The following is a 19,546-nucleotide window of genomic DNA, read 5'->3' as shown; positions in this document are numbered from 1 at the left end:
ATTCGTATATTATACAAATTTCACAAAATATCATATCCGTATTTATACAAATCCTCTATTTTGCTCCCGCTCTTATTCCGGATTACCGTTTTTACTTCAAAAGCTCCTGCTCCCAGTCCTTAAGCTCTCTCTTCCAGTCGCTGTCCAGGTATTCCCGCTCCAGCTCCAGAACTTTTTTCATGGCTTCCTGTCCCGGAGCACCCAGTGTCAGCCTTTTTTCCACACAGGTTTTCATGGAAACAGCTTCAAAAATATCTGCTTCAAATACGGAGCTGACCGTTTTTAATTCCTCCAGTGTCATGTCGTCGATGGCTTTATTTTTCTCAATGCAGTACAGTACCAGCCGGCCCACAATGCCATGGGCGTCACGGAAAGGTACTCCATGATTTACCAGATAATCCGCAGCATCCGTGGCGTTGGTAAACCCGTTTCTGGCGCTGGCTTCCATCTGCTCTTTCCGGAATTTCATGGTAGAAAGCATTCCTGTAAAAAGGGCCAGGCAGCCTTTTGCCGTATCCATGGCGTCAAAGGTCAGCTCCTTATCCTCCTGCATATCTTTATTGTAAGCCAGCGGAAGCCCTTTCATGGTGGTGAGCAGGGAAATCAGGGCCCCGTAGACCCGGCCTGTTTTTCCCCGGACAAGTTCTGCGATATCCGGATTTTTCTTCTGAGGCATAATACTGCTTCCGGTGCTGTAGGCGTCGTCAATTTCTATAAACTGATATTCATTGCTGTTCCAGATAATCACTTCTTCTGAAAACCGGCTTAAATGCATCATAATGGTACACAGAGCCGACAGAAATTCAATGAGATAATCCCGATCTGATACACCGTCCATGCTGTTTAAGGCAGGCCCTGAAAATCCCATCAGTTCTGACGTATAATACCGGTCCAGATCATAGGTGGTTCCCGCCAGGGCCCCGGAACCCAGAGGACAGTAATTCATTCTCCGGTAAATGTCTTCCATGCGCTGACGGTCCCGCTTAAACATTTCAAAGTAGGCCCCCAGATGATGGGCCAGCGTTACCGGCTGGGCTTTCTGCAAATGGGTGAATCCCGGCATATAAGTATCCAGATTATGCTCCATAATATCGTAAATCACCTGCAGCAGTTCTCTCAGCAGTTCATCCGTTTCCAGCACTTCCTGTCTGGTGAAAAGGCGCATATCCAGAGCCACCTGGTCATTTCTGCTCCTTCCCGTGTGCAGCTTTTTCCCGGTATCCCCCAGACGCTCAATCAGCGTGGCCTCCACAAAGCTGTGAATATCCTCGTAGTCCTGGGAAATTTCCAGCGTACCCTCTTCCACTTCCCATAAAATTTCTTTGATTGCTTTTACGATTTCCTGCGTCTCCGCTTCCGTCAAAATCCCCTGTTTACCCAGCATTTTTACATGGGCAATGCTTCCTTCCATGTCCTGTCTGTAAAATTTCCGGTCAAAAGATATGGATGCATTGAACCGGTAAACCAGCTGATCTGTTTCTTTTGTGAAGCGTCCGCCCCATAACTGTGCCATAAGTATTTCCTTCTTTCTCTTTTTCTTATTATCTGCTATTAAAGTTTTGTTCTTCCATTGCTTTTGGACTGCTGCTTTCCGCTCCTGGTTCCGGTTCTGCCGCTCCCTGTTTCCGGCTCTGGCGTTCCCTCATGGAGAACACGCAGCCGCAGTAGTCCTGCCGGTACATACCGTACATTCCGGAAAGCTCTGTGGAACGCTTAAATCCGTTTTTCTTCTTAAAATCAGAAACCAGATAAGATACGCCGTATTCTTCTGCCAGCCTTTCCCCGATTTCATTTAATTTTTCCGCATTTTTCAGAGGGCTGATGGACAGTGTTGTGGTAAAATAATCCATGCTCAGCTTTTCGGCATGTTGGGCTGCTTCCCGCAGGCGCAGCTCATAACAGCGAAAACACCTCTCCCCTCCCTCCGGAATCTCCTCCAGCCCTTTGACGGTCTGATAAAACCGTTCTTTCTCATAATCCCCTTCCAGAAATGTAATGGGATGGCAGAGCTTTTCCTCATCTGACATATCCTGCCGGAACCTGCGGATAAACTGTTTCTGTTCTTCCGCCCGTTTGCGGTATTCTTCCTCCGGCCAGATATTGGGATTGTAATAAAATACGGTAATCTGAAAATACCGGGATAAATATTCCAGCACATAACTGCTGCAGGGAGCACAGCAGCTATGAAGAAATAAGGTGGGCACCCGGCCCTGCTTTTCCTGTTCTTCCAGAATCCTGTCCAGTTCTTTCTGATAATTTCGTTTCATCACTTCACTCCATATTCCATACGTCAGTCACTGATTTCGTTTTATCACTTCACTCCATGTTCCATACGTCAGTCACTGATTTCGTGTATTTATGTTCAGCATAACAGTCAGCAGAAATGTTCCGTCCCGGACTTCAATATCCATGGCTCCGTAATATTTTTCCGCTACCCTCCGGATATTCTTAAGCCCCAGGCCATGGCACTGCCCGTCCTCTTTAGCCGACAGAGGAAGGCCCTGTCTCTCATCCCATACCAGGGAACCGGTAAATGTATTTCTGATTTCAATCAGGAATACCCGTTTCCTGCTGCGGGAACGCAGGATAATCTTCCGGTTCTCCTGCGGCTCTCCGGTTACAGCCTCCAGCGCATTTTCCAGCCCGTTATTTAAAATGATACTGATATCAAACACATCCAAACCTGCCTGAGCCGGAAAGAAAAATTCTGTTTCAAACCGGACGTTTTCTTCTTTTGCCCGGCTATATTTTTCATTGATGATTACGTCGGTGACAGGATTTCCCGTTTTATGTACATATTCCATCTGCTCCAGGGCCTGTTCCACAGAACCCATATATGTGCGGGCTTCTTCATAATTCTGCTGTTCCATCAGAGATTCCATGACAGCAATATGATTTTTCACATCATGCTTCATACCGCGGATTCCTCCGTAAAGCTGTTCGATTTCCCGGATATGGGACTGCATTTCCCGCATCTGATGTTCCAGCAGTTCCTGGTACTTTTCTTCTTCCTGCTTCTGCTCCAGTTCCTGAAACAGTTTCCACACCACAAAAATGGACGCAAGGCTCACGATATTAACCATAAGAATTGCAAGCCAGATGGAAACATGCTGCCAGGGGCTGAACCAGGAGGCACTCTGTCCCGGAGCCGATTCCACATGAATCCAGTGAATGATAAAATAGCAGAGAGCCCCCAGAATCCCCGGCATCATCAGAAACAGAATTTCTTTTCCGCCGGGCTTCCGTCTCTGAAAAGGCACATTCCGGGCGGCAAACTTTGTTATGACAGCAAAACTCCCCACCAGCAGCAGTAATCCCAACGTCGCGGACAGAACAATACCGACAATGGAAATCTGCCACACGCCAACATAGCGGTTCTCTGTCACTTTATGGAAAAAAATGATTTCCAAATCGAATATGGACATATTAATCTGATTGATAGCTGACATTACGTGGAATCGTATGGAAAAAAAGGTGGTGCAGAGGAAAACTTTTATCCACACGTCAGCCCGGCTTTCCAACAGCAGGGCAAAAAGCACCGCCAGAGCCCCCATAACGTATGCCAGAAAACTGTCCAGCACAACGGGAATTTCTCCCAGAAAGACCATGGTAATGGAGTAAACTGCCATTACGGACCATCTGCGCCTGCCGCTCTCCTCTGTTCCCAGAAGGAGTTCTGCCAGTTTTCCAAAAAAGAATCCACAAATGAGATGACCCAGATTTATTTCCAGAAAGGTCATGATTTCAAAAATCTCATCCTGCGACAAACCTCTCATATGGTTTCTCCTGTCCGCTTCATGTAGTTCAGATACTGCTGCACAAATTCCCGGTATTTCTGCTTTGCCAGCGGCACCACTGTTCCGTCTTCCAGTGTAATATCTGTGGCGCAGTAACCGGAAATATACCGCAGCTGAACCAGGTAGCTCCGGTGAGGACGCACAAAATCTTCTCCCAGTTCCTGCTCCAGATCCGTCAGCTTTGCATAAAATTCCAGGCTTTCACCGGCGATATGCAGCGTTACCTTCCGGTTTCTGACCTCCGCATACATAATATCGCACACCGGAATCTTCCGGGAAAAGGCCCCCGATTTCACAAGAATTGCCCGTTCCTCCTCTGCCTCCCCGGAAACTGCAAGAGATTTTGCCCGGTTTACCGCCGCCTCCAGCACCTGGTAAAACTTCTCTTTTTTCAGAGGCTTTACCAGATAGTGAAAAGCACCCACGTCAAAGGCCTGGAATACATATTCTTCCCAGGCTGTGAGAAATATCAGAACAGCCTGCTGATTCTTTTTCCGGATATGCCGGGCTGTCTCCATACCGTCCATCCCCTCCATCTGTATATCCAGAAAAATAATATCCGGACTTTCCCGGTCAGACAGGAGCTGTTCACCCTTTTCATATTTCACCACCTGACAGGACGGATACAACTGGCAGATTCGTTCCGCAATGGCGTTTCTTATTACTTTTTCATCGTCACATACTGCAATTTTCAAATGTTTCCTCCGTCTTATTCCAACAGGAACCCGCTCAGTACATAATTGCTCACTGCAATCCCTGCTTCTGTCAGAAAAATCCGCCCTTCTTTCTGTTCCAGCAGTCCCTGTCTCTGAAAATTCTGTAATTCCTCCCCGTAAACACCTTCCGGCTCCAGTCCGAACTGCTGCCGGAACCTGGTTCTGGAAATGCCTTCGGTCATCCGCAGTCCCAGAAACATAAATTCTTCCATCTGCTGCTTCTTGCCCAGTACAATCACTTCCTCCGGCAAATCCTGCTGCTTTTCCGGAGGGCTTCCGGGATTTTCTGCCAGGATGCGGGACAAATCTGTGTACTCGCCGTTGAGATATATTTCCAGATTCACAGGGTTGGAAAACCGCCGTTCCTCCAGCAGGGAAGCGCTTCCCAGTCCAAGCCCAAGATAAGGGATTCTCTGCCAGTACCCTGTATTGTGGCGGCATTCCCGGCCGGGCCTGGCATAATTGGAAATCTCGTACCGGCGATAGCCTTTTTCCTCCAGCAGGCTCCTGGTAAGTTCATACATTTCCCGCTCCGTCTCCTCCTCCGGCAGCATCCGGGGATGTTCTCCCCGTTCCCGGCGCAGCTCGTCTTCTCCGTACCGCTCAAAAAAGGGCGTTCCTTCTTCCACAATCAGGCTGTAGGCTGAGATATGTTCCGGCCGCAATATCAACACCCTTTCCAGCGTATTCTTCCAGTCCTTTACGGTCTGCATGGGAAGTCCCGAAATTAAATCCAGATTTATATTTTCAAATCCCATGTTCCGGGCCAGAGCATAATTTTCCAGAAACTGTTCAAAAGTATGGATGCGGCCCAGAAGCTCCAGTTCCCGGTTGTCCGCAGACTGCAGCCCCATGCTCAGACGGTTGATTCCTGCATTTTTACAGAACAGAAGTTTCTGTCTGTCCAGCGTGCCGGGGTTGCATTCCAGCGTAATCTCCGCATCCGAATCCAGACAGAAACAGTTCCCCACTTCTTCCATCAGCTCCGCAATCTGCACCCCCGCCAGAAGGGAAGGGGTTCCTCCCCCGAAAAACACCGTAGAAACCCGGTATTCTCTGCAAAAACGCCCTTTTTCTCTGAGTTCTGCCAGCAGCATGTCCACATACTGTCTGCGGATGTTTTCATCTGCGGCCATGGAGAGGAAATCGCAGTAACTGCATTTTCGCACACAAAAGGGAATATGCAGATACAGCTCCAGATTCTTTCTGTTTTCTGTTTCGCAAAAGCTGTCTGACCTTCTCATACATCTGCTCCGCGCCTATTTGTCATCCAGTTTCAGTACGCTCATAAAGGCTTTCTGAGGAATTTCCACATTTCCTATCTGGCGCATACGTTTCTTTCCCTCTTTCTGCTTCTCCAGCAGCTTCCGTTTTCTGGAAATATCGCCGCCGTAACATTTGGCAAGCACGTCTTTGCGCATGGCCTTCACTGTTTCTCTGGCAATCACCTTGCTTCCGATGGCCGCCTGGATTGGGATTTCAAACAGATGCCTCGGTATCTCTTCTTTTAATTTTTCACACATTTTCCTGCCCCGCTCATAAGCGGTTCCGCTGTGAACAATGAAGGACAGAGCGTCTACTTCTTCTTTATTAATCAGGATATCCAGTTTCACCAGTTCGGAGCGGACATAGCCTTTCATCTCATAGTCAAAGGAAGCATACCCTCTGGAGCGCGACTTGAGGGCGTCAAAAAAATCATAGATTATCTCGTTTAGGGGCAGCTCATATTTCAGCAGGGCTCTGGTTTCCTCCATATATTCCATACTCACATAAACGCCCCGCCGCTCCTGGCACAAATCCATAATGGCCCCGATATAATCGCTGGTCACCATAATTTCCGCGCTGACTACCGGTTCTTCCATATATTCAATCTCCGCCGGGTCCGGCAGGTTGGAAGGGTTGGTCAGTTCAATCACTTCCCCGTTGGTCTTATGGACTTTATAAATAACTCCCGGCGCCGTAGTCACCAAATCCAGATTGTACTCCCGCTCCAGACGCTCCTGAATAATTTCAAGGTGCAGAAGTCCCAGAAAACCGCAGCGGAACCCAAACCCCAGCGCAATGGAGGTCTCCGGCTCAAACTGCAGGGCCGCGTCGTTTAACTGCAGCTTCTCCAGTGCATCCCGCAAATCCGGGTATTTGGCTCCGTCTGCCGGATACATGCCGCAGTAAACCATGGAATTTACCTTTTTATATCCCGGCAGAGGTTCCTGACAGGGATGGTTCGCGTCCGTAATGGTATCTCCCACCTGGGTGTCTCTGACATTTTTCAGGCTGGCCGTCAGATAACCCACCATTCCGGCGCTGAGTTCCTCACAGGGAATAAACTGCCCGGCGCCGAAATAGCCTACCTCCACCACGTCTGCCATGGCCCCTGTAGCCATCATTTTAATGGTGGTGCCCGGCTTCACCCGGCCTTCCCTGATACGGCAGAACACGATAACCCCTTTATAGGAATCGTACAGGGAATCAAATATCAGCCCCTGCAGGGGATTGTCCCCGCTTCCTCCCGGCGCCGGAATCTTAGCCACAATCTGTTCCAGCACTTCTTCCACATTCTCTCCGGTCTTTGCGGAAATTCTGGGGGCGTCCTGAGCCTCCAGGCCAATCACATCTTCAATTTCCTCAATGACCCGCTCCGGCTGGGCGCTGGGCAGATCTATTTTATTGATGACAGGAAGAATATCCAGGTCATGGTCCAGTGCAAGGTATACGTTTGCCAGCGTCTGGGCCTCGATTCCCTGAGCGGCGTCCACCACCAGAACAGCCCCGTCGCAGGCTGCCAGGCTTCTGGATACCTCATAATTAAAGTCCACATGTCCCGGCGTGTCAATCAGATTGAATATGTATTCTTCTCCGTCTTTCGCCTTATATACAATCCGCACCGTCTGAGCCTTGATGGTAATGCCCCGTTCCCGCTCCAACTCCATATTGTCAAGGACCTGGGCCTGCATTTCCCGGCTGGTGAGAAGCCCGGTTTTCTCGATGATACGGTCAGCCAGCGTGGATTTTCCGTGGTCTATATGTGCAATGATGCAAAAATTCCTGATTTTACTTTGGTCCGTTGCTGCCATGATCTTTTCAAAATCCTCCTGTTATCTCAGTATCGTAACGTTTCAGATTATAGTATATACTCTCGCCTGTATCTTCGCAATATTTTTTTCCTAAAACAGCTTTTTCTTCCGGAAAAACCAGATACACACCAGTACCACCAGTACGCTTAAAACACCCACAAAAGGATAACCGTATTCCCAGCCCAGCTCCGGCATTCCGGTAAAATTCATTCCGTACCAGCCTGCGATCAGAGACAGAGGCATGAACACCGTGGTTACAGTGGTAAATACCTTCATAATCCGGTTCTGCTCGTAGGACAGGGCCGCGTCCAGCGCTTCCCGGATATGCACCAGTTCTTCATACAGAAACTGGGTCTCCTCCGTCAGGCGGCGCAGCTTGTTTTCGTAGACACGAAAATAACAGGCAGATTCCTCACTCAAAATCTGCCCCTGATCTTCCTTCTTTTTCTGCTCCAGTCCGTTAATCCCTTCCACAAGATTCAGAAACTGCACGTAATCGTTTTTCCAGACCGCCAGGGAACGTTTGCATTCAAAAATATTCTGATTGCGGTTCCGGCTGATTTTTCCCTTCACAATTTCCTGTTCCATATCAATCAGGTATTTTTCCATCCGCTCCACCTTCTGCTGGCCACGCTTCAGAACGGTTTCAAAAAGTTCTTCCAGCCCTTCCTCCATGGTGGGATTTTCTGACCGGAGCAGAGTGTCTTTTTCTTCTTTCCGGGTCACCAGAATAAAGTCATGGGCATTCAGCAAAAATGCTGCGCTGACAGCATTCTGTACCCCCTCATGAAACCGGAAGGCCCCGTACAGGGAATCTTCTGTCAGTTTCACACCGCTCCAGTACTCCGGCTCCAGTTTATATATGGACTGCAGCAACAGTTCTTCCTGTGGATTTCTCTCTTTCCGCTCCAGCTTCTCCCGGTTCATCCACCGGATTCTGCCTGTCTCTTTCATGCTTCTTTCCTCCATTGGCAATCAGCAGCTGATACGGTATCGCCATCATTCAGCAGCTGATATGGTATCGCCATCATTTATTCTGACAATACTTTATGTAAAATTTCTGCCAGAGGCTCCATGGCATTCATGGCTTCCTCCAGCGTATTGGTCTGGGCTCCTACTTCCACCAGCAGGCTTTTGGGGCGGTAATGGAGATTATAGCGGTAGCCCTTCAGATAATTTGACCTGGCAAAACCAGGATAATATTCCTCCGCCGCCAGCTTAAGCTGAAAAGAAAAGGCCAGATTATCCGCCAGATACGGATTTGCCAGATAGGAAATATCCCCGTTGGCAGTGGTTCTGCTCAGTCCGTTGAAAAACATAATCTGAGCAGTCTGTTTTCCGTTTACTTCTGACACCAGACGGGTGGTGTCAGCCACCCCGTCCCGGTGCAGGTCTATCACCACCTCAATACCTGGATTTTCTGCAAGAATCTGTTCCAGGGCCGGGCCTGCATAAGAGTAGGCATTGTCCCTGTCTTTTACATCATATTCCCCGGTGTGGTGCATAACGTTATATCCCTTTTCCCGCAAAAGGGCCGCGAGATATTCCCCCACGCCTGGCACACCGGTACTGGTATCTCCCGGCGTGGAGTCCGCATACCCTTCCTGAGAATGGGTATGATAAATCAGAATCTGTACATTTTCAGCTCCGTTTTCCAGCTTCATGCTTTTTCCCAGGAGAGCGTCCGCATTTAGCTGGCTGCTGTCAACGGTGGTGGTACGGTCAATCTGATAAAAATTCTGTACCAGGTAGTCAAAATCATTTAATTTTTCTCTGGAAATCTCCTGCGCTTTTCCCCCGGTTCCGGCAGCAGTTTCCGTCTGCTTCTGTTTCTTATTTTTCTTATTTTTCTTATCTTTCTTATTATCTTTTTCTTCCGCTGCGGATTCCTCTGCCTGCTGTTTTTCCGCTGTTTCCTGTTCTCCCTGACCCTCCAAAGCCTGTTCCGCTTCCCGCTCATTTTCAGCCAGAAGGGCTCCGGCCAGATCACTTTCCACACTGGTATCATATTCCGTCATGGTTTCGCTGAACCGGCAGACCGGATACGTCTGCTCCAGTTTCTCCAGAAACCAGGCCCCCAGTGTGGGCGACTGCTCCTGTTCTTTTTCTGTTATCATAACCATCATGCAGTTTTTCCAGGCCTCCACCGCAATTTCCTCTTTCACCCAGGAAAGTACCTGCTTCAGCGCAGGTACTTTTCCCGTCTCTGACATGGTCTGATAACATACAAATACAAACAGGAGGCTTATGGCCAGCAGAATCCCTCCTGTATAATGTCTGGCTTTCTTTCTTCTCTTTTTCCTGAAAAATTTCCCCATTCTCTGTCTTCCTTATCCGTCATCTGCAAAAGGCAATGATAATCATGTCGAACAGTTAAATATATGCCTGTACGAAAATATTTATGCAAATGCAATGTTTAATCCCTCGGAAAGGGTATAACTCAGACGCCGGACAGATTCGTCAATATCTTTGGGGGTTACGAACATGGTATTTAACTGGGGAGACAGAAGTTCCCGAATCAGCTCGTATTTTTCCATGTCATTCAATGCATTCAGTCCGGTGGTCAGTGTCTCAAGATGGCTGTTCTCCTCCATGGCCTGAATCAGAGTGTGCATGGTATCATTTACAATGGTGGCCGCGTCCACAACCGTAGGCACGCCGATGGCTATCACGGGAATTCCCATGGTTTTTTCCGACAGCCCGTGGCGGTGATTTCCCACGCCGGAGCCTGGATTGATACCGGTATCCGTAATCTGTATGGTGCGGCTCAGCCTTCTGGTGCTTCTGGCCGCCAGTGCGTCAATGGCAATCATCACATCCGGTTTCGTCTCATCCACCACGCCCCGGATAATTTCCTGGCTTTCCATTCCGGTCTGAGCCATTACTCCCGGCACAATTCCGCTGACTGCATTCACCTCCTGTTCTCCGAACGCATATTTTCCAAACTCTTTCAGTACATGGCGGGTTATCAGCATATTGTCCACCACCCTGGGGCCCAGGGCGTCCGGCGTTACTTCCCGGTTCCCCAGACCCGCCACCAGCACCGACATGGTATCTTTCTTCGGCGGCAGGAGTTTCCGGATAATTTTTGCCAGCTCCAGGGAAATTTCCCGGTGATAATCCTCATCCTGACAGTCCATATTGGCTGCTTCCAGAGTAATATAGGTTCCTTTCGGCTTCCCCATGGCTTTCGCCCCGTTCTCCGTTTCAATTACCATAGTGGTAATTTTAATCTCTGACTTCTCGCGGTATTCCTCTTCTACCCGCACTCCTTTGATTTCCACATTGTCCTCTTCAAATTTCTCACGGGTTTCCAATGCCAAATCCGTACGCACCTGAAACTGCTCCATAACAATCCCTCCAAGAATATTTCCAGTTTTCACTTCATCTTACGCAACAATAACTGTTAGTATTTTTTACAAAAAGTGTTGGAATATGTATTGACAGACTGAAAATTTGGGACTAGAATATATGAGTATGTTTACATTAGAACGTCCGTGTCCGGATTTAATGAAACAACTGTAGAATACAGTACAATCCTGTTTCCGCATAACAGTCAACTGGATTGTCATACTTTTATAAAATTGGAGGTGTACGGATTGGCTAACATCAAATCAGCAAAAAAGAGAATTTTAGTAACTGCAACCAGAACAGCCCGCAACAAATCTATCAGATCTGCTGTTAAAACTTCTATTAAAAAGGTAGAAGCTGCCATTGCAGCAAATGATAAGGAGGCTGCACAGACAGCATTAAACGCTGCTATTTCTCAGATTAGCAGAGCTGCTTCCAAAGGTGTATATCATAAGAACAATGCAGCCAGAAAAGTTTCTCAGCTTACCAAAGCTGTAAATAAAATTGCTTAAGTTTGAAAGAACAAAGTGCGCATAATGAAGAAGCCGATACCGTCAGTCGGCTTCTTTTTATTATTTTATTCTTCGTTGTTAAGATTGCTGAAAAATACAGAAAAGAACATCTCGTAAAACTTCCGCTTAACTTCACGGTTCACCGGCACTCAGCCTCACAATCAGCACTTCCACTGCCATCCGGTCATTCATATTCCCGGTTTTCACATCCTCTTCCGCCTGCACACAGTCTGAAACAGCCTTTTTCAGCTGTTTTGGCGTAAAATGCCCTGACTGGGCAAGATGTTTCCGTGCTGCAAATTCAGGAATTCCCAGTCTGGCAGAAATTGCCCTGGAATCATACCCCTGCGACCGGAGTTCTTTCGCAAGGAGCAGATTCTGAAATTGTCTGGCCACCAGAAACAGAATACGCATGGGAGGCTCCTTCAGCGCAAGCAGGTCGTAATACAGCTCCAGGGCCTGTTTCTGCCTTTGCTCTGCAATGTGGTTCACCATATCAAAAATCCGGCCGTCAGTCTGTCCCACACAGACTGCTTTCACATCTTCTTCTGTAATGACATCCCGCCCCAGGGTATAACAGAACAGCTTTTCCAGTTCTTTGTCAATATTCTCCATATCGGTTCCGGCAGTTTCCAGAAAAAGCTGCATCACCGGCTGTGTAATTTTCTTATTTTCCCGCTTCAGACGGGTGAGAATCCACCGAGTCAGCAAATCTTCCTTCTGTCTTGGAAATTCCACCGCGCGCCCGGCGCCTTTCACAGCCTTGTACATCTTACTGCGCTTATCTACCTCATCTTCCACAAATACAAAGCAGGCAGCCGGTGCAATCTGTTTCATATAATCTGCCAGTTTATCACAGGAGGATTTGAAAAAACCGCTGTTCTCCACCAGAATCAGCCTGTGTTCCGCGAAAAACGGAAGTGTTTCCGCCAAATCAATCAATTCTTCAGGATTGATTTGTTTTCCTTCAAAAATACCAGTATTCATAGTATCTCCCTCAGAAGATAAGGCCTGCTTTAATTTCTTTCCGTACTGCTTTTTCAGATAGTCCTCCTCCCCATACAGCAAATACACCGGCCGAAAACTTCCCTTTTTAATATCTTCGTCTATATTCTTCATAAGCGCCCGCTCCTTTTCCACATCAATCTTCTTCCCGTCTATCTTACCATACTATTTTTATTCTTTCAAATTCAGAAAAGATTTCACCTGAATCCCTCGCTCTTTCGGACAAATGGTAATCTGCCCCCTGTCCATGGTGCACATCACCTGACTTCCGACGCTTTTTATCCGCTCCAGCGCCTCCTGCCCCGGATGTCCGTAGGAATTCCCTGTTCCGCAGGAAATAACAGTTACGGTCGGAGAAATTGTCTCCAGAAACTCCAGACTGTTGGATCCATTGGAGCCATGATGTGCTGCTTTATAAAAGTCCGGATGTTTTCCCTTCGTTTTTCCCATCCACATGTTTAATTCCTGTCGCTGCAGTAACTGCTGTTCCTGTTCTGCGCTGATATCTCCGGTAAACAGCCCGGCAAAGCCCCGATATTCCAGAGAAACCACAAGGGAACTGTCGTTTCGCTCCTCCTTTCCTGTTTTATATCCGTCTGCTTCCGGGTGAAAGACTGTAAATTCCGCATGTTCTGTGCCGAACTTCATACCGGGAGCCACCCAAATCACCTGGCATCCCGCTCCCTCTGCCAGTTCCAGCAATTCTTTTGAGGCTTCGTCCCGCACCATGCCCTGTGCAAGCACCAGATATTCTATTCCGTATCCTTCTTCCAGCAGTTCTTTCAGACCGCTGATATGGTCATTATCTGCATGGGATACAATCCATCCCCGTATGGAGCCGATTCCTCTGGATTTCAAAAAGGGAAGAATCCGGCAGGTTCCCACCTGCTTCACATCGCTGCTGCCTCCGTCCAGAAAAAAATGTTCTCCTTCTTCTGTCTGAATCAAAATCCCGTCTCCCTGTCCCACGTCCAGCACGTCAATCTCAAACCGGGGCCCTTTCCGCAAAAACAGTATCATTCCAAGGGCCGCTGCAATTCCTGCTGCCGCAGCCGTTTTTCCTGTTCTGTGCCCCGGAGACTGTACAGGCCCGGAAACGAAATTATCTGTATGTTCCGAATGACATCCGGACTGGTAATTGCTGAAACGGTACAGGTACAGTATCACTGCCAGAACCCCATAATAGACAAACACCAGTATGAGTTCCGGCTTTCCTGCCAGAAATACCGCTCCCGGCAGTTTTAAAGCACTGCGGCAGATTTTCTCATTTCCGGCAAGGAGCCATCCTGCAGGACGCAGAATCACTTTCCCCGCCATGGGAAACAGGCTTCCTGTTACGGCTCCCAAAAGTCCCAGTCCCAGCAGAATACCAAGAAAAGGCAGTACGCATCCGTTCACCAGAATGCTGTAACAGGAAATTTCATAATAAAAGTACAGGGACAGAGGCAGGGTAGCAAGCTGGATACAAAAACTCATGCATATGGTATCTTTCCAATGCTGTATCAGCAGCTTTCCCGTTTTTCTAAAAAAACCGCCGCCGCTTTTCTCTGACTTTTCTTCCGTATATTCCTCTCCTCTGTCCTTTCTCAGAATCCCGGCAACCACCGTCACTCCCAGAACTGCTCCGTAAGAAAAGAGAAATCCTGCATTATCCGGAAGAAACGGATTTTCCCAGAGCTGAAGGGCACCGGCGACTCCAAGGGATGTCAGGGAATCGTAACTGCAGCCCAGAAACCGTGCAGACAGAGACAGACAGAACATGCAGACTGCCCGAAAGGTGGAAATCTCCATACCGGACAGCAGGCCAAAACTGCATACCAGGCCTGCCGACAGCAGAATCCGCAGGAAAAAGGGACAGGAACATTTCTGCAGCAGCCGGTACAGACCCATACCGAACAGCGACACATGCAGGCCGGAAATGGCCAGAATATGCCCAATACCTGCTGCCTGATACAAATCTTTGCTCTCCTGTTCCAGCAGGGATTTATCTCCCAGCGTCATGTCGGCCATCAGTCCGGCATTTTTTTCAGACATGCACTGCTGATATGTATTTCTGAGCCTTCGGCGTATTTTTTCCAGTATCCGGACAAAGGTTCCGCCTTTTCGCAATATCACCGTTTCCTGTTCTGCATACAGGCGAAATTCCGTTTTTCTGCTCTGATAATATTGTTTTTCGTTGAAATTCCCCTCATTGCGGGCTGTTTGAAATGCATCATACGCTCCGGTTACCTTCACAATATCTCCCCGCTGCATATGATGTTCAGAACTGTATACAAGAATCCCGTTGCCGGGATAAACTCTGCCGTCCGCCAGTATTCTGGTATCGGTCAGAACATAAAGACACTGCTCCTGTTTTTCTTCTTTTCTGAGAACTTCTCCCTGTACGGTAAGGGCGCCGCTTTCTTCCGCCGCTGCTTCCAGCCTGTCCCGCCGGCTCTGCTCTGTCCGTAAATGACACATCCCGCAGGAAAATGCCAGCATACAGGCCGCGCTCCGAATCAGTATCACCCGCCAGGGCTTCTCCTGACAGCGGATGATTGCCTGTCCGGTATACAGAAGAAGGGCCAGCAATCCGCCTGCCGGCCACAGGCTTCCATATTTTTCAAAAAGAATTCCCATAAGAAATGAAAAGGACAGGCAGCAGACTACACGATTAGTCACCGGATTCCCCCTCTTCAATTACCACATTTTCCACACCGTCTTCCTGTTTTGTCTCCTGAGAGCGAACACTCTCGTCCAGATAATCCAGATTCCTCTCATACACGGTGCTCAGTTCCATTTTTTCCCGGTATACTCCCTGGCTGTCTCCATTCACGGAAATCTGCACTTTATTGATATTTGCCAGTTCTGCCAGAGAATTGACAATGGAATAGATTACCACCGGTTCTGCAATCTCATAATTCTGACTGAGAAATCCCTCATTCAGGTTCACAAATCCCACGCCGTCCAGCACAGATACATTTACCAGTTTGGTTCCTTCCGGAATGGCAGAGCGCTTTCCGTTTCCCTTGGGCCCTTTTAACAACTGCTCAATCACCAGTTTTTCCAGGGAAATATTGCTGCTGTAATGGACTTCCTGCACTTCCGGAATCAGCGCCGTTCCTTTGGGATTGGAAAAATACAGGGTGATACTGGCAGTCTGAATGGTATTAATCTGTTCTCCCGGATTCTCTATAAAACTCTCTGCCGTCATCAGGCCAATCAGATTCCCGCCTGCATCCGTCAAAGGCGAATCCATCACATAAAAGGATATACAGTCCACGCCTTCCACCTGAATCAGCGTTCTCACAATAGCAGCCCTGCACAGCACTTCCCTGACATTGTCCATCTCCATATAAGCGCTGTTAAAGTACAGATACAACTGGGAGTTATCCAGCTTCCAGGATTCCAGTTTCACCTGTTCCGGAAGGGCTCTGTGATAATCTGAACGTTTTTTATCCTGTACCAGCTTCCGCAGCAGCTCCCGTATCAGTTCTTTATCCTCCTCTGCCTCCGGTTCATATCCCACTGCAACGGTTTTGGTATTATCTTTGTTGACATAATAAATCTTATATTCTGATGCGTCTTCCCCTCCTCCTTCACAGCCTGCAAGACCTGCGAGGAAGAAGAAAAGAAACAGCAGGCAAAGACCTTCCTTCATTTTTCTCATTCCAGACTCCTACACGATATACATCAACGGGATACGGACGGTAAAGATTGTGCCCTCCCCCTCTTTGCTGTGGGCTTTGATGGCGCCGCGGTGCATGAGAACCGCATTTCTTGTAATGGCAAGTCCCAGACCCGTTCCGCCGATTTCTCTGGAGTGGGATTTGTCCGCCCGGAAAAACCGTTCATAAATATGTTCCAGCGCTTCTTCCGGAATACCGATTCCGGAATCCTCCACCCGAACAAAGAAATATTTGTGGTCTGCATTTAAGGATACATGCACCCACCCTTCCGGTTTATTGTATTTAATGGCGTTTTCCACCAGATTGCTGAGGGCCAGGGACAATTTCACCTCATCCACCTCCGCGCTCACGGGACGGAAACTTTCCAGGACCAGTTCAATATTCTGTTTCTCCGCAATGGGCCGCAGGCGTTTCATAATCATTTCCAGCAAATCATTGATATTGACCGCAGAAACATTCAGAGTTCCCGCTGCCTTATCCATTTTCACCAGAGACAGCAGATCATTGATAATCTTATTCTCCCGTTCAATCTCCTCTGCAATATCCCCCATAAATTCTTTGTACAGTTCCACCGGAGCATCCCCCTGGGCCAGCAGGGAATCCGCCAGCACCTTCATGGAGGTAAGGGGTGTTTTCAGCTCATGGGACACATTTGACACAAACTCCTGTCTGGAATCGTCAATTACCCGCATTCTGCCCCACATCTCGTTAAAGGCATTGGAAATAGCCTCTGTTTCCGTGTAATCGGAAATCATCAGATTTTCCTCATCCTCTGTCTGTACTTCTTCCAGATATTTGGTCAGTTTTCCAAAAGGACGCACCAGACGTGCGGACCAGAACAGAGCAAGTCCCAGAATCACCACCAGATTCGCCAGTTCTATAATCATGGCATTGTCTTTCAGGTAATCAAAGTTAAGCATAATACTGTCTGTGGACACGCTCACCAGCATGACGCCCTGACTTTTTTGAGAATCGGCCTTTTTCAGGGGAATTGCCAGTTCTATATACCGGTTTTTAGAATCATATTTGGTGATTTCCTCTCCCTGGAAACTCTTTACCACTTCCTCGGAAATAATGGTTTTCCCTGTGTCCAGCCCATAGGTATCTTTTACAATCTGAAAACCGCTGTTGATAATCAGAACTCTCCCGTCATAGATATTGGACAGCATTTCAAGCTGCGCATTGATGATTTCCACAGAAGTGTCTTTGATGTAATCGTATGTAATCACCTGATTACTCAGCATTTTGGCCTGGCCCAGCACGTCAATGCTGCGGTTGGACACGGCCCGGTTTTCATAGCTGGCAAGGATTCCTGCCCGCAATACCACATTCGGGATGATACCCATCAATGCCATAAGTAAAAACAGCCGGAATTTCAGGCTGTGCAAAAATTTCAGTTTTTTCATCTCTGTTCCTTATGATTTATACAGCAAAAATTTTACTGCGCTAACCCTGATAATAATATCCCACGCCCCATTTTGTGTGCACATACTTCGGTTCACTGGGATTACTCTCTATTTTCTCCCGCAGCCGCCGCACATGTACATCCACGGTACGCACGTCTCCGGGATAATCGCTGCCCCATACCAGATTCAGCAGCTTTTCCCGGCTGTAAACTTTGTTTGGATTCAGCACCAGAAGTTCCAGCAGATCAAATTCTCTGGCTGTTACGTTGATTTCTTTTCCCAGGATAAACAACCGCCTGCTCTCGCCGTCCAGCTTCAGGTCTCCATGCTCTACCAGCCTGGAATCTTCTTTCCCCGCCTGATTTGGGGAAGTCCGTCTCATAATGGCCTTAATCCTGGCTTTTACCTCCAGGATATTAAAGGGCTTTGTTATGTAGTCATCCGCCCCGTATTCCAAGCCCAGAATCTTATCCATATCGTCCCCTTTGGCCGTAAGCATCACAATGGGCACAGAAGAAAATTCCCGTATGTGCTGGCATACCTCGAATCCGTCCATTTTCGGCAGCATGAGATCCAGTAAAATCATATCATAAGTATTCTCCGTAGCCAGCTTCAATGCATCTTCACCGTCATAGGCACAGTCCACTTCCATGCCATCCTGCTCCAGGCTGAAACGGATTCCTTTTACGATTAATTTTTCATCATCCACTACAAGAACTTTCTTTGCCATATTTTCCACCTCAATCAACTTTGATGCTGTCCTTTATTTTAGAAAATACACCATCTTTGATTCCTTCTATTTTCATCAAATCTTCCGTACACTGAAAACTGCCGTTGGCTTCCCGCCAGCTAAGAATACTCCTGGCCTTTGCCGCGCCAATTCCAGGCAACGTCATCAGCTCTGTTTCCGTAGCAGTATTCAGATTAATCCTGCCATCGTCCTCCTGCTTCGGAAGCAGTTCCTGAGCTGCCGCCTCCTCAGCATCGAGTATATAAACCATCTGGCCGTCTTCCAGAATTTCCGCCTGATTCAGGCTTCTCGTATCCGCTTCTTCTGTGGCTCCTCCTGCCAGCTCCAGGGCCTGAAAGATACGGCTGCCCGCTTCCAGTTCATAGACGCCGGGCTTTGCCACCGCACCGCTTACCTGCACATAAATCACCGGATTTTCCTGTGAATCTGCCCCGGACACTTCTTCTTCGAAAGTATCCTCCTTCCGTTCTTCCTCCTGCCCGGTCAGAAGAAGTTCATTTTCCTGCCCGCTCTGGCAGCCGCCGAAACTGACTGTCAGAATCAGCAGAATTATAATATAAATTATTTTCTGTTTCATACTTTTCTCCGTTCTCTCTGTTTATCATGGTTACAGATGTTTTACCTGCAGCGGACAGTCTGCCGCTGTCAGATATACGCAGAGAAAAGTCTTATTCACGAATCCTTTATATTGTAACGAAAATCAGGAATTATTACAAGAGTATTTCAAAAATATTGAAATTTTTTGTTACAGTTCAGGATTCCCATTTAAACAGAATGATTCCTCCGATACAGACAGCCATTCCAATCACTCTGCGCCAGGAAAAGGGCTGTTTATCCACGCCGAACAGTCCGAACAGTTCGATCAGATATGCTACGGCTAACTGGGCCACCACAATCAGCATAACCGCCTGGGCCGGGCCCAGCGTATCCATGCTTTTTATTACCGTATATGTGATAAATGCTCCGATAACGCCGCCCAGAAGCATATATTTAGGCTGTATCTGCAATATCCCCGCAAAACTTGTCCTGTCTGTAAAAAACCAGCCCACCAGGCAGATAATCAGTGCTGAAAACTGCACCCAGCTATTGCTCACCCACATGCTGGTACTTTTCGTCACTCCTGTATTGAATACTCCCTGAACGCTCATCAATGCTCCTGACAACAGGGCAATAAAAATTCCAATCATGGTTTTTCCTCCTGAATCCACTGTTTCTATGTAGGATATACCATAACTGGAATTTTTATACCGGATTACAGGGAAAAGG

The 19,546-nt window shown here is 47.9% G+C and carries 17 protein-coding genes; 1 reads left to right on the top strand and 16 read right to left on the bottom strand.

The features are described 5' to 3' along the window. Positions 1 to 91: 91 nt before the first annotated feature. The 9 genes from argH to gpr all read right to left on the bottom strand — a co-directional run bounded on the left by argH (position 92) and on the right by gpr (position 10,937). The gene (gene argH / locus VSQ32_04270) at positions 92 to 1,513 is read right to left on the bottom strand and encodes an argininosuccinate lyase (GenBank protein ID MEH2942092.1); all 1,422 of its coding nucleotides are present in this window, start codon (positions 1,511 to 1,513) and stop codon (positions 92 to 94) included. Between the two features lie 28 nt (positions 1,514 to 1,541). Next, positions 1,542 to 2,267 (bottom strand): epoxyqueuosine reductase QueH, encoded by a 726-nt coding sequence (locus VSQ32_04265; protein MEH2942091.1) that lies wholly within the window; start codon positions 2,265 to 2,267, stop codon positions 1,542 to 1,544. A 72-nt stretch (positions 2,268 to 2,339) separates the two neighbouring features. Then, the gene (locus tag VSQ32_04260; protein ID MEH2942090.1) at positions 2,340 to 3,776 is read right to left on the bottom strand and encodes a GHKL domain-containing protein; all 1,437 of its coding nucleotides are present in this window, start codon (positions 3,774 to 3,776) and stop codon (positions 2,340 to 2,342) included. Continuing rightward, the gene (locus VSQ32_04255) at positions 3,773 to 4,492 is read right to left on the bottom strand and encodes a LytTR family DNA-binding domain-containing protein (GenBank protein MEH2942089.1); all 720 of its coding nucleotides are present in this window, start codon (positions 4,490 to 4,492) and stop codon (positions 3,773 to 3,775) included. Before VSQ32_04255 ends, VSQ32_04260 begins: the two co-directional genes overlap by 4 nt. A gap of 14 nt (positions 4,493 to 4,506) precedes the next feature. Continuing rightward, positions 4,507 to 5,757: a radical SAM family heme chaperone HemW gene (hemW, locus tag VSQ32_04250; GenBank protein MEH2942088.1), complete on the bottom strand. Its 1,251-nt coding sequence runs from the start codon at positions 5,755 to 5,757 to the stop codon at positions 4,507 to 4,509. Between the two features lie 15 nt (positions 5,758 to 5,772). Then, on the bottom strand, positions 5,773 to 7,587 hold the full coding sequence (lepA, locus tag VSQ32_04245; protein ID MEH2942087.1) for a translation elongation factor 4: 1,815 nt from the start codon (positions 7,585 to 7,587) through the stop codon (positions 5,773 to 5,775). A gap of 90 nt (positions 7,588 to 7,677) precedes the next feature. Further along, the gene (locus tag VSQ32_04240) at positions 7,678 to 8,541 is read right to left on the bottom strand and encodes a CorA family divalent cation transporter (GenBank protein ID MEH2942086.1); all 864 of its coding nucleotides are present in this window, start codon (positions 8,539 to 8,541) and stop codon (positions 7,678 to 7,680) included. 77 nt (positions 8,542 to 8,618) lie between these two features. After that, positions 8,619 to 9,905, bottom strand: coding sequence for a stage II sporulation protein P (spoIIP, locus tag VSQ32_04235; GenBank protein MEH2942085.1), 1,287 nt, complete (start codon positions 9,903 to 9,905; stop codon positions 8,619 to 8,621). Between the two features lie 81 nt (positions 9,906 to 9,986). Then, complete coding sequence (gpr, locus tag VSQ32_04230) at positions 9,987 to 10,937, bottom strand: GPR endopeptidase (protein MEH2942084.1); 951 nt, start codon at positions 10,935 to 10,937, stop codon at positions 9,987 to 9,989. Positions 10,938 to 11,186: 249 nt separating this feature from the next. Here gpr and rpsT point away from each other — a divergent pair, with 249 nt between their 5' ends. Further along, the gene (rpsT, locus tag VSQ32_04225; protein ID MEH2942083.1) at positions 11,187 to 11,450 is read left to right on the top strand and encodes a 30S ribosomal protein S20; all 264 of its coding nucleotides are present in this window, start codon (positions 11,187 to 11,189) and stop codon (positions 11,448 to 11,450) included. A gap of 132 nt (positions 11,451 to 11,582) precedes the next feature. On the opposite strand, the gene holA is transcribed toward rpsT, so the two are convergent. From holA to VSQ32_04190, 7 genes are all read right to left on the bottom strand, one after another. Further along, entirely contained in the window at positions 11,583 to 12,569 is a 987-nt protein-coding gene (holA, locus tag VSQ32_04220; protein MEH2942082.1) for a DNA polymerase III subunit delta, read from the bottom strand. A 57-nt stretch (positions 12,570 to 12,626) separates the two neighbouring features. Continuing rightward, positions 12,627 to 15,116: a DNA internalization-related competence protein ComEC/Rec2 gene (locus tag VSQ32_04215; GenBank protein ID MEH2942081.1), complete on the bottom strand. Its 2,490-nt coding sequence runs from the start codon at positions 15,114 to 15,116 to the stop codon at positions 12,627 to 12,629. After that, a complete protein-coding gene (locus VSQ32_04210; protein ID MEH2942080.1) occupies positions 15,109 to 16,104 on the bottom strand; it encodes a GerMN domain-containing protein in 996 nt (331 codons plus the stop codon). Before VSQ32_04210 ends, VSQ32_04215 begins: the two co-directional genes overlap by 8 nt. Before the next feature lie 9 nt (positions 16,105 to 16,113). Continuing rightward, on the bottom strand, positions 16,114 to 17,529 hold the full coding sequence (locus VSQ32_04205) for a HAMP domain-containing sensor histidine kinase (protein MEH2942079.1): 1,416 nt from the start codon (positions 17,527 to 17,529) through the stop codon (positions 16,114 to 16,116). A gap of 40 nt (positions 17,530 to 17,569) precedes the next feature. Next, complete coding sequence (locus tag VSQ32_04200) at positions 17,570 to 18,259, bottom strand: response regulator transcription factor (protein ID MEH2942078.1); 690 nt, start codon at positions 18,257 to 18,259, stop codon at positions 17,570 to 17,572. Between the two features lie 10 nt (positions 18,260 to 18,269). Then, a complete protein-coding gene (locus tag VSQ32_04195; protein ID MEH2942077.1) occupies positions 18,270 to 18,857 on the bottom strand; it encodes a helix-hairpin-helix domain-containing protein in 588 nt (195 codons plus the stop codon). Between the two features lie 175 nt (positions 18,858 to 19,032). Continuing rightward, positions 19,033 to 19,467 carry a DMT family transporter gene (locus VSQ32_04190; protein MEH2942076.1) on the bottom strand — a complete coding sequence of 145 codons (435 nt, stop codon included), beginning with the start codon at positions 19,465 to 19,467 and terminating at the stop codon, positions 19,033 to 19,035. Positions 19,468 to 19,546: the final 79 nt, after the last annotated feature.

This window comes from Lachnospiraceae bacterium JLR.KK002, from assembly GCA_036941025.1.
Classification (GTDB): domain Bacteria; phylum Bacillota; class Clostridia; order Lachnospirales; family Lachnospiraceae; genus Petralouisia.
Note: the sequence above shows the minus strand (reverse complement) of the source record. Positions and strands in the feature narration are given on the sequence as shown.